Below are 9,443 nucleotides of genomic sequence, written 5' to 3'. Positions count from 1 at the left end.
TTCCATATCTACTCATGTCAGGTTTGGTGCAAGTGTACTGGCGGTAGGGTGAAATTAAAGGGATAAATCCCTCTGATCAAGCCTAAAGTGGGCGGTAGGGTGAAATTAAAGGGATAAATCCCTCTAATTCCGCCGAAAGTGGGCGGTAGGGGGAAACTTAAAGGGATAAATCCCTCTAATTCCGCCGAAAGTGGGCGGTAGGGTGAAATTAAAGGGATAAATCCCTCTAATTCATCCGTCTCTCTGCCCAAAGGAAGAAATGAGGAGCAAAAGTGCCCCTGATTCCACTGGATGCTGCCCAAAGGAGGAAATGAGGAGCAAAAGTGCCCCTGAATCCACCGGATGCTGCCCAAAGGAGGAAATGAGGAGCAAAAGTGCCCCTGATTCCACCGGATGCTGCCCAAAGGAGGAAATGAGGAGCAAAAGTGCCCCTGATTCCGCCGGATGCTGCCCAAAGGAAGAAATGAGGAGCAAAAGTGCCCCTGATTCCACCGGATGCTGCCCAAAAGGAGGAAATGAGGAGCAAAAGTGCCCCTGATTCCGCTGTATGCTGCTTAAGAGGTAGTCTGAATGGAGCAATGCGAAGCGGCTTTTAATCTGCATAAGCTGCTCAGGCCGTATAAACTTGCACAGGCCGCATAAACCCCGGCTTGATACACCCGTTAGGGTGTTTTTCTCTAAATATAGAAGGAAGTATATGTTTACGCCATACTTTATCCTTATATTTCCCGCTGGAACGGAAGCCGTCCCTCAAAGGACGGCATAGCCGCTTCCGCTTAGGTAATGAACGTCTCCGGAGTGGACGATTCCGTAGCTTCTGCAGCTGGGAGCCAGCCTAACGCTGTGCGGTTCACCATCCGGGCGAGGAAGTCTATCCATTCCGGATGGTCATTCAAGCAGGGGGCGACAGTAAAATTCTCAGCTGTTCCACCGCCTGAAGCGAACAGCTCCCGGCCTTCTACAGCCAGCTCATGCAGCGTTTCGAGGCAGTCGGTTACAAGCCCCGGGGAGAAAATCATAGGCCTCCGGATCCCGCGTCCGCTGAGCTCTTTGAGCGTATCGGCAGTAGAAGGGCCGACCCATTTCTCGGGTCCGAAGCGGGATTGGAAGGAAATCTGCCAGCGTTCCGGTGCCCAATTCATAGCCTCTGCAAGCAGGCGGCCGGTCTCATGGCATTGCTGAGGATACGGGTCTCCGGTCTCCGCATAACGGCGGGGTATTCCATGGAAGGACAGAATATAGTAATCCGGTTCTTCGTTCAGCTCGCCAAGCTTCCGGAGCAGCAGCGACTTCATCGCCGAGATATAGTCCGGCGCATCATGATAGGCTTCGATGAAGCGAAGAGCCGGCACGAAACGCTTGGAGACCTGCCCTGAGCGGCTATGCCGTCCCAGTGCGGCGTAGCTTGCAGCTTCATAGACCGACGCAGTTGTGGTCGAGGAATACTGCGGGAACAGCGGGAGTACAATGATCCGTGTAATACCTGCAGCCTCCAGCTTGCGGAAGGCTTGCTGCATGCTTGGCTCGCTATAGGCAAGACCTAATTCCACCTGGTAGCGGCTGCCAAGCAGGGACTGCAGCGCAGTCTGCTGAGCCCTGGAGTGGACGAGCAGCGGGGAACCTTCCTTCATCCAGATCTCCTGATACAGCTTCGCAGACCGGCGCGGCCGGGTGCGAAGGATGATGCCGCGCAGCAGAGGCTGCCAGAGCAGCGGATGATAATCAATGATTCTGCGGTCAGACAAAAAGCGCTTAAGATATGGACGAACCGCCTTGGCGCTTGGGGCGTCAGGTGTTCCGATCTGAGCAAGAATAACTCCTACGGGAGGCTGATTCATGAGCAGCAGCGGCTCCTTTCCATGAACATGACATCGTTTAAAAATATCACATATAGAGGCAGAGTTACAATGTGTTGAATCACATTATTATCATATGACGGTGTAAATGGGAGAATTTGAGAGTTAGGAGAATTGTAGTTTTGAAGTTAATTGCGAAATAGTGATGTTTCTTATAGGGTGTGTGATTTTATATACAGAGAAAAGTGTATCAATTTTGATACCATCAAGCCAGAAATTACCGATAGCAGCCTGAAATCATCTTATGTGAATTTATTCACCTTTTTATGTGAATTGTTTCACCTTTTAAAAGATTGTATAAATGGATGCATCTTTTTTGCACACGGGATGGGTCGCGCAGGAACGGGAAAGGGGGGATGACCTCTTATGAAGAGTCAGGGCACTCTTTGTAAGAAGGAATGGAATGAACGGGAAAAACGGTTTACAAGAGCTACATACTACTGGGGATATAATAAAGGAGAATACGCATTTGAAAAAACTAATTGCTTTGACTGTAAGCGCAGCCTTGCTGCTCGCGCCAATCGCCTACACGATTAACGCACCGGCCTTGAACCTGAAGGTGGATGCGGTTTCAGCAGCTTCGGAAGAAGCTCCGGCAGCTACTGCTAAACCAGCTCCTAAACCGACTGCCAAACCAGCTCCTAAACCGACTGCAAAGCCTGCAGCAACACCTAAGGCTACTGCTAAACCGGCAGCAACACCTAAAGCAACTGCAAAGCCTGCAGCAACACCTAAAGCAACTGCTAAACCGGCAGCAACCGCTGCACCTGCAGCGTCCGCCAAAGCCTCTGCTAAACCAGCAGCAACAGTTAAGCCAGCTGCTACAGCTAAGCCTGTTGCAACAGCAGCACCGGTTACTGTTAAAGAAGCCGTGTATCAAGACGGAGTCTATGTAGCCTATGGCGATGCTTACTCCAAAGGTACTGAAGGCGCGAAAGTTACAATCAAAGACGGCAAAATTGCCGACATCGAGCTGCTGAGAACCAGCCCGAAAATTATCGACCGCAACGCCCGTGATAATTACAGCGGCGTATGGGTGGCATACGGTCTGATGAAAGACAGACTGATCGGCAAAACCAGAGACGGCGCAGCAGCTGTTGACGCTGTATCCGGCGCAACCCGCTCCAGCAACGGCTGGAAATTGTCGGTTGACAGAGCGTTCGAAAGATCGCTGCAGGATAAACCGGCTGATGCTACTTATTTCGCCGGCGACCACATGGGTGTAGACCCTGAAGCCAAGTATGCTGTATTCGCAAGCTATGATGCGAACAAGCTGACTGCAGCTAAACTGTATCCGCTGACTGCAACTGGAGATTTCGCAGATGAGAAGACTTATACTGCTGAACAAACGGCAGCGATTGCAGCAATTACACCAGTACTGTTGGCCAATGGTTCTGCGGCTAAGCCTGTAGCCGGCTTCGAAGCTGAATCCAAAGCTGCCATCAACGCATTCTGGGATGCTGAACAAAATGCAAGCATCAACAACACTTCCGCTTATGTGGACGGATTCTACTCTTCCTACGGTACAGCAAGAAGCGTAGGCGTTGAGAGAGCTGATGTTGTAATCCGCAACGGCAAGCTGGTTGATGTGAAATTGTTCAGACTTGGTACTAACCTGATTGACAGAGGCGCAACTGCTTATGCTGAAGTAGTGAAAGCTAATGCTCCTATGACTGCTAAATTGCTTGCGAACGGTTCTTATATTGCTAATTATGATGAGAAGGTAGACGGAATTTCCGGCGCTACTGAGAGCAGCCACGGCTGGAACCAGGCAGTAGAAAGAGCTTTCGAGAAGGCTCTGAAGGTTTCGCCAGAAGGTAAATACTTCGACGGTAAATTTGCCGGCGTAGATAACCAGTCTAAAGTTCTTCTGCTGGTAGATGTTGATGCTGATCAAGTTACTGGTATTACAATGAGCCTGTTCGGCACAGACGGCAAAATCATTGCTAACGACAAGCTTACCGCTGATCAGAAATCTGCTGTAGAAAAATTGACTGCCGGATTGCTTGCAAACGGCGTGGACACTGCTGATATCGCTGGCCAGGAAGCTGTATCTGCTGCAGCAAAGGCAGCCCTGACTGATGCCCTGACCAATGCTTCCAAAGTACAAGGCACTTATAAAGACGGCACGTTCACCGCTTACGGTGACGCGTATGACAAGGGTACAAACAAAGCTGACGTTACCCTGCGTAACGGCAAGATCGTAAATGTTGCTCTTTCCCGTGTAGGAATGAACATGGTAGATCTGGGTAAAGCTGCTTACGCTGAAGTTCAAAAAGCAATTCCGGTGCTGACAGCTAACTTCCTGGCTGCAGGTACAAGAGAAGGCGTAGCACAGGTTGATGCTGTATCCGGCGCTACCAGCAGCAGCAATGCACTTAAAGCTGCCGTTGACAGAGCTTACGGTAAAGCTGAAGTTGTTGAAACCGAAAAGGCTGCATACTTCGACGGGATCTTCATCGGTGCTAGTGCAGATAAATCCGTAAATGTAATGGTTACTACTAAGTTCAAAGTTCCAGTAACTATGGTTGTTTACTACCTTGATGATAAAGGTAAAGTAAGATACAACCTGACGGATGACGAATTGCTCGTGAAATACGAAATCGAGAATACTTCTAACGGCAAAGGGCTGCACAAGTACGGATACCGTGCTGCAGCATTCGGAACGAATGATGCTCAGAAAGCAATCTCTGCCAAAGCTATTGAAGCTATCAAAGCAGCACTTGAAGCAGCTGGCAAATAATTAAATCTAACCACAAAGGGGCGTCCCTGACCATGCAAATGGTTGGGGGCATCCCTTTTTTATTTTTACACGAACGGGCTGTAGGGGGGATGGACATAATTAAGAATGGATATCGTATAGTAATTTAAAGGGATTTCGGATGTGAATGTCTAAACTTTAATATACACCGCAGGTTCAAAGCCTGTAAGTAATAGGAGGCTCCTCATGACATTAATTAAACAGCTATCCCCACAGGATGAATTCACCGGCTTCTATCTGCTTAGGGAACTGGTGCTCAAACAGACAAACGGTACTCCTCCAAAGGATTATTTTGATATTGTACTTGGTGATTCCAGCGGCCAGCTGTCGGCTAAATATTGGGATGTAAGTGTAACGGATAAAGAAACTTTTTTCCCGATGGCCCTGGTGAAGGTCCGCGGGATTGCCCATACTTACCGGGAGAAGCTGCAGGTTAAAATAACCAAAATCAGACTGGCGGACGAGTCCGATGGCGTGTCGCTTACCGAGTTCATCCGTTCAGCCCCTGTGCGTCCTGTGGATCTGATCCACACGATTAAGAATGCAATGGCCAGTATAACCGACCAGGAGGTCGCATCGATCGTATCCTTCTGTGTAGGCAAGGTTGAAGAGAAGCTAATGCACTATCCGGCGGCCAAAACACATCATCATGCTTATTTCGCCGGACTGGCTTATCATATGGTGCGGATGCTGGAGATCGGGGATTTCCTGTGCAAGCAGCGCCCGTTCCTGAATCCTGATCTTATGAGAGCGGGAATTATCCTCCACGATATTGCCAAACCGGAAGAAATGATCTCGCAATTCGGTATTGTGTCGGATTATAGTGTGCAGGGCAAGCTGATCGGGCATATTTCGATGGCGTCGAGCTGGATTACGGAAGCGGCTATCCGCACCGGCATTGGTCTGGAATCGGAGAAGGTATTGGCGCTGCAGCATCTGGTCCTATCGCATCATAATCTGGGGGAATGGGGAAGTCCGGTTCAGCCCCAGACAGCGGAAGCGGTCGCCTTGCATCATATCGATGCCATGGATGCCAAGCTGCAGATGGTGGAGGATGCGCTGGATACTACTCCCGAGACGGAAGAATGGACACCGTTCATCAGGGGACTGGAGAATAAGGCGGTTTACCGGATGAAAATCTGAGGCTATGCTGTAACGCATAAGTGAATAACAACACCCCCAAGCCACGATTGCGGCTTGGGGGTGTTTGTTCATGCCATAAGGAGCATGAATTCTATGATTTGCGGGCAGACGGAGGAATCCTGCCGGCTGTTCGTACTATTTCTGCTGTTTCTATTGTTGCGGCTGATTCAGCTGCAGACTCAGCCGCAGCTTCAGGAGCTTCCACCTCAAGACCATATTGATTACACAGGGCACGGAGTCCGCCCGGGAATCCCTCTCCAATGGCAACAAATCTCCATTTGTCCTTGTGCCGGTAGAACTCGCCAATGACTACTGCCGTCTCAAGGCTTAAGCCCTGGCCAAAGGGAAAAGCGGCCAGCCTGTTTCCCGTCTGGGAATCAATTAGTGAAGCGGAGGCGTTATTGATCTGGCCCGGGTTCTGGCCGGAAGCCTCCCCATAGAGTGTGAAGGTCAAAGCGATCCGCGTAATGGACGCAGGCAGCTTCGCCAGTTGAAGATGCAGATGTCCCGCGTTTGGAGCAGGCTTCGAGTAGAATACAGAACGGCTGGGGTCTTCCATGTTTCCGTAGAAGACAAAATCCTGATCCTGTCCGCAGCGTCCTGTCTCCCGGAGCAGGAAAGCAGAGGTGTCCGGCTCCATAGCGGAAAGCGTTGGATCCCACTCCACAGACACGAGAATTCTCGAAGCACTGAGCTTGTCGCCGATATCCACCCGCTGGCCTCTCACCAGCTCGGGTAAAGGTTGAACTTCAGGGGCAGGCGGCGTTGCAGCCGGGAGACTTGCAGAAGAAGTCAGACGCTGAGTGGGTACGAGGGGAGCTCCGCGATCCGGTACAGCCGGGCTTACGGGAATTTCCGTCTTTGCAGCAGCAGCCTTTGGGGCAGCCGGTTTCTTAGCGGCTTTCTTGGGGGATGCCTTGAAGGCAGTATATCCGCCCGCATACATCGTGCCGGCCTTGTAGCCCTGGCTGTCCGCTAACAGCAGAGGATCAAACTGCTGCCACTGCTCCATTAATTTCAATAGAATGAGTGCCGAAGCTCTGGCGTCATCCAGCGCATCATGGTGCTTCAGACGGATGCCGAAATGCTCCGAGACTACATTGAGTTTATGGGAGGGCAACTCCTGGAGCATTTTTTTGCCCAGCAGGTAGGTGCACATATATTTGAAATCCGGGTAGCTCAGGGACGAGTCATCCAGACAATAACGCAGAACGCTCATGTCGAAGGAGGCATTATGCGCAATCACAATCTCGCCTTGCAGCAGCGGTTCAATCGTGGGCCACAGCTCTGCGAAGGTCGGTTTGCCTTTAACCATCGAGGGCGTAATTCCGTGTATCGCGATATTCATCCCGTCGAACCGCTGCCGCGGGTCAATCAGCCAGTCATATTCCGCTGTGACCACACCATCCCTAACCTGAACAAGCCCCAATGCGCAAGCGCTGGAGCGGCTGGAGTTGGCCGTTTCAAAGTCTATTGCTGTAAAATCCATAGGTAAAGCCCCTTATCTATCATGTATAAGGTTCATATTAAAGGAGCGCAGAGAGAATTACAATCCAGTAGAATGTACAAAACGCGGCGGATATGGTATTCCTTATCTATGAACTGCTGGAATATGCTGCTATAACGGGGAGATGAGAGACTTGCAGCTGTTAAAAGGCCAAAAAGTAGATATCACCAAGGGAAAGGGCGTCCGTGATCTAACCATCCGGTTGCGCTGGAATACGGAGCATGCCGGAATCAGTGTGGATGCAGCAGTCTTTTTGTTGTCGGGGCAGAACCGGTGTGAACGGGACGAGGATTTTATATTTTACGGTAATCCGGTATCAAGGGATGGGACGGTAAGTCATACGACAGAGGGGGAGAACGAGGAGCGCCTCTTGATTTCATTATCCGGAATTCCGGAGCATTATGCCCGGATTGCGGTGACATTGACGATCTACGAGGGGGAGCAGCAGAATCTGCGGATGAAGGAGCTGTCCGGACTGCAGCTGTCACTAATGGACCGCAAGAACGGTGAGGAATTATACCGGTTCGATTATGGAACGGATCTGTCCGACGAGACAGCAGTGGTGGCCGGGGAGCTATACCGTCATCAGGGAGAGTGGAAATTCAGCGCGGTCGGCAGCGGTTTTAACGGAGGATTGGCTGCGCTCTGCAAGAGCTATGGGCTTGAGGTTGAACCGGAGGCAGGCAACGAAGCGGCAGCGACAGCCGAACTAGTGGAGAAGACGGAGAAGATCGAGAAGGTATTGGAGGCTGCGGAGGGGGAGGTGGATAAAGTAGAGAAGGCGGAGAAAGTGGAGGAAGTAGAGAAAGTAGGGAATGTAGAGAATGTAGAAAAGTCGGAGACCATCCTTCCGCAGACTGCACCGGCCGCCGTTGTCAACGTCCTGTCATCCATAGACTTGCGCAAGAAAATTGTCGGGTTCACCCTGGTCAAAAAACAGCTGACCGATGTAAAAGCCAGAGTGGGAATTGTGCTGGACATCACAGGCTCCATGAGAAACCTCTATTCCAGCGGTGTCGTGCAGGAAGTAGTGGAACGTATTCTGGCCGTAGCCTGCCAATTGGATGACAACGGTTCGCTGGATGTGTGGGTGTATGATACGGAATTCAGCAGGCTGCCGCCGGTAACGGAACGGGATCTCGGGAGCTATGTCTTCAATCATATTATGAACAACGATTCAATCCATAAGTTCGGACGCAACAATGAGCCGCCGGTGATGGAGGATGTGATTCAGAAATACACCCGCGAGGAGAAGGATACAACTCCGGTTTTCATTATTTTTATTAATGACGGGGGCGTAGTGAAGCCAACTAAAAAAGTAATTATGGCAGCTTCCGCGCTGCCGATCTTCTGGCAGTTTGTCGGGATCGGTGATTCTGATTTCGAGGTACTGAAGCAGCTCGACACGATGGGCGGAAGGCTGGTGGATAACGCAAACTTCATCCATCTGGACCGCATAGAAGAAGTGAACGACGAGCAGCTCTATGATCAGCTGTTGAATGAATTCCCGCAGTGGCTGAAGGCGGCGAAGGAGAATCGGATTCTCTAGCAGCGAACACGAGTATGGCGTACGCCTGTATGGCGTTTACACAGTATACTGTTTAGCTATAAGCCGTATTCACCTGTATGGCGCTCACAGTGGATGGCGTTTATTCTAGCCGTATTCACCACAATAGCGCTCACACTGGGTAGCGTTTATTCATAGCTATTCACCCGTATGGCGCTCACGCTGGATAGCGTTTATTTTAGCCGTATTTACCACTATAGTGCTCACCAATATGATCTTCACACTGCATAGGCAATATTGTTGTACTTTTTACAACTTTATCTCGCAGATAGGTGGGCGTTTGGGAAGATTGTTGTATGAAATACAACAATCTTCCCGCTATGCGGCTTAGAGGAGGAGAAATGCTGTATTTTATACAACAATTTTGGATTAGGGCCGAGATTATGAGGAAAATGTTGTATTTTGTGCAGGATTTTTTAAATATCCCGGATTTCCATCATAATTAGCGGACTTGCATCATAATTTGATCCCCACCATAATCCCCGGACTCCACTACTATCAGCGGTTAAATATTAGCAGCTAAAATAAACCAACCCCCGGACTGGGCGGAGCTATAGGCTCTTGCTCAAATTAAAAGTCTGCCTGTCAGCTCAGCCGCCTGTCAGCTCA

Annotated in this window: 5 protein-coding genes and 1 pseudogene; 4 read left to right on the top strand and 2 right to left on the bottom strand. The window is 50.3% G+C overall.

All coding sequences use genetic code 11. From position 1 onward, the window contains the following. Nucleotides 1-776: 776 nt before the first annotated feature. Nucleotides 777-1,838, bottom strand: coding sequence for a ferrochelatase (gene hemH, locus GC101_RS27690; protein WP_171719959.1), 1,062 nt, complete (start codon nt 1,836-1,838; stop codon nt 777-779). A 487-nt stretch (nt 1,839-2,325) separates the two neighbouring features. On the opposite strand from hemH, the gene GC101_RS27685 reads away from it, so the two are divergent. Beyond that, nucleotides 2,326-4,599 carry an FMN-binding protein gene (locus tag GC101_RS27685; RefSeq protein WP_171719958.1) on the top strand — a complete coding sequence of 758 codons (2,274 nt, stop codon included), beginning with the start codon at nt 2,326-2,328 and terminating at the stop codon, nt 4,597-4,599. 204 nt (nt 4,600-4,803) lie between these two features. Then, the gene (locus GC101_RS27680) at nt 4,804-5,760 is read left to right on the top strand and encodes a 3'-5' exoribonuclease YhaM family protein (protein ID WP_171719957.1); all 957 of its coding nucleotides are present in this window, start codon (nt 4,804-4,806) and stop codon (nt 5,758-5,760) included. A 91-nt stretch (nt 5,761-5,851) separates the two neighbouring features. Here the strand turns inward: GC101_RS27680 and GC101_RS27675 are convergent, their stop codons facing one another. Then, complete coding sequence (locus GC101_RS27675) at nt 5,852-7,249, bottom strand: TerD family protein (RefSeq protein WP_171719956.1); 1,398 nt, start codon at nt 7,247-7,249, stop codon at nt 5,852-5,854. Nucleotides 7,250-7,391: 142 nt separating this feature from the next. Here GC101_RS27675 and GC101_RS36340 point away from each other — a divergent pair. After that, nucleotides 7,392-7,913, top strand: a pseudogene (locus GC101_RS36340) (TerD family protein); the annotation flags it as partial. A gap of 237 nt (nt 7,914-8,150) precedes the next feature. Then, a complete protein-coding gene (locus tag GC101_RS36335) occupies nt 8,151-8,816 on the top strand; it encodes a vWA domain-containing protein (RefSeq protein ID WP_246354546.1) in 666 nt (221 codons plus the stop codon). The last annotated feature ends 627 nt before the right edge of the window (nt 8,817-9,443 follow it).

It is taken from the genome of Paenibacillus phytohabitans (assembly GCF_013141775.1).
In the GTDB taxonomy this organism is placed as follows: Bacteria; Bacillota; Bacilli; order Paenibacillales; family Paenibacillaceae; genus Paenibacillus_AQ; species Paenibacillus_AQ phytohabitans.
The sequence above is the reverse complement of the archived record's forward strand: the minus strand, read 5'-3'. Positions and strand labels throughout refer to the sequence as shown.

Coding starts and splice junctions, on each gene's coding strand:
- hemH (WP_171719959.1), bottom strand. CDS start 1,838: ATGAATCAGCCTCCCGTAGGAGTTATTCTTGCTCAGATCGGAACACCT.
- GC101_RS27675 (WP_171719956.1), bottom strand. CDS start 7,249: ATGGATTTTACAGCAATAGACTTTGAAACGGCCAACTCCAGCCGCTCC.
- GC101_RS27680 (WP_171719957.1), top strand. CDS start 4,804: ATGACATTAATTAAACAGCTATCCCCACAGGATGAATTCACCGGCTTC.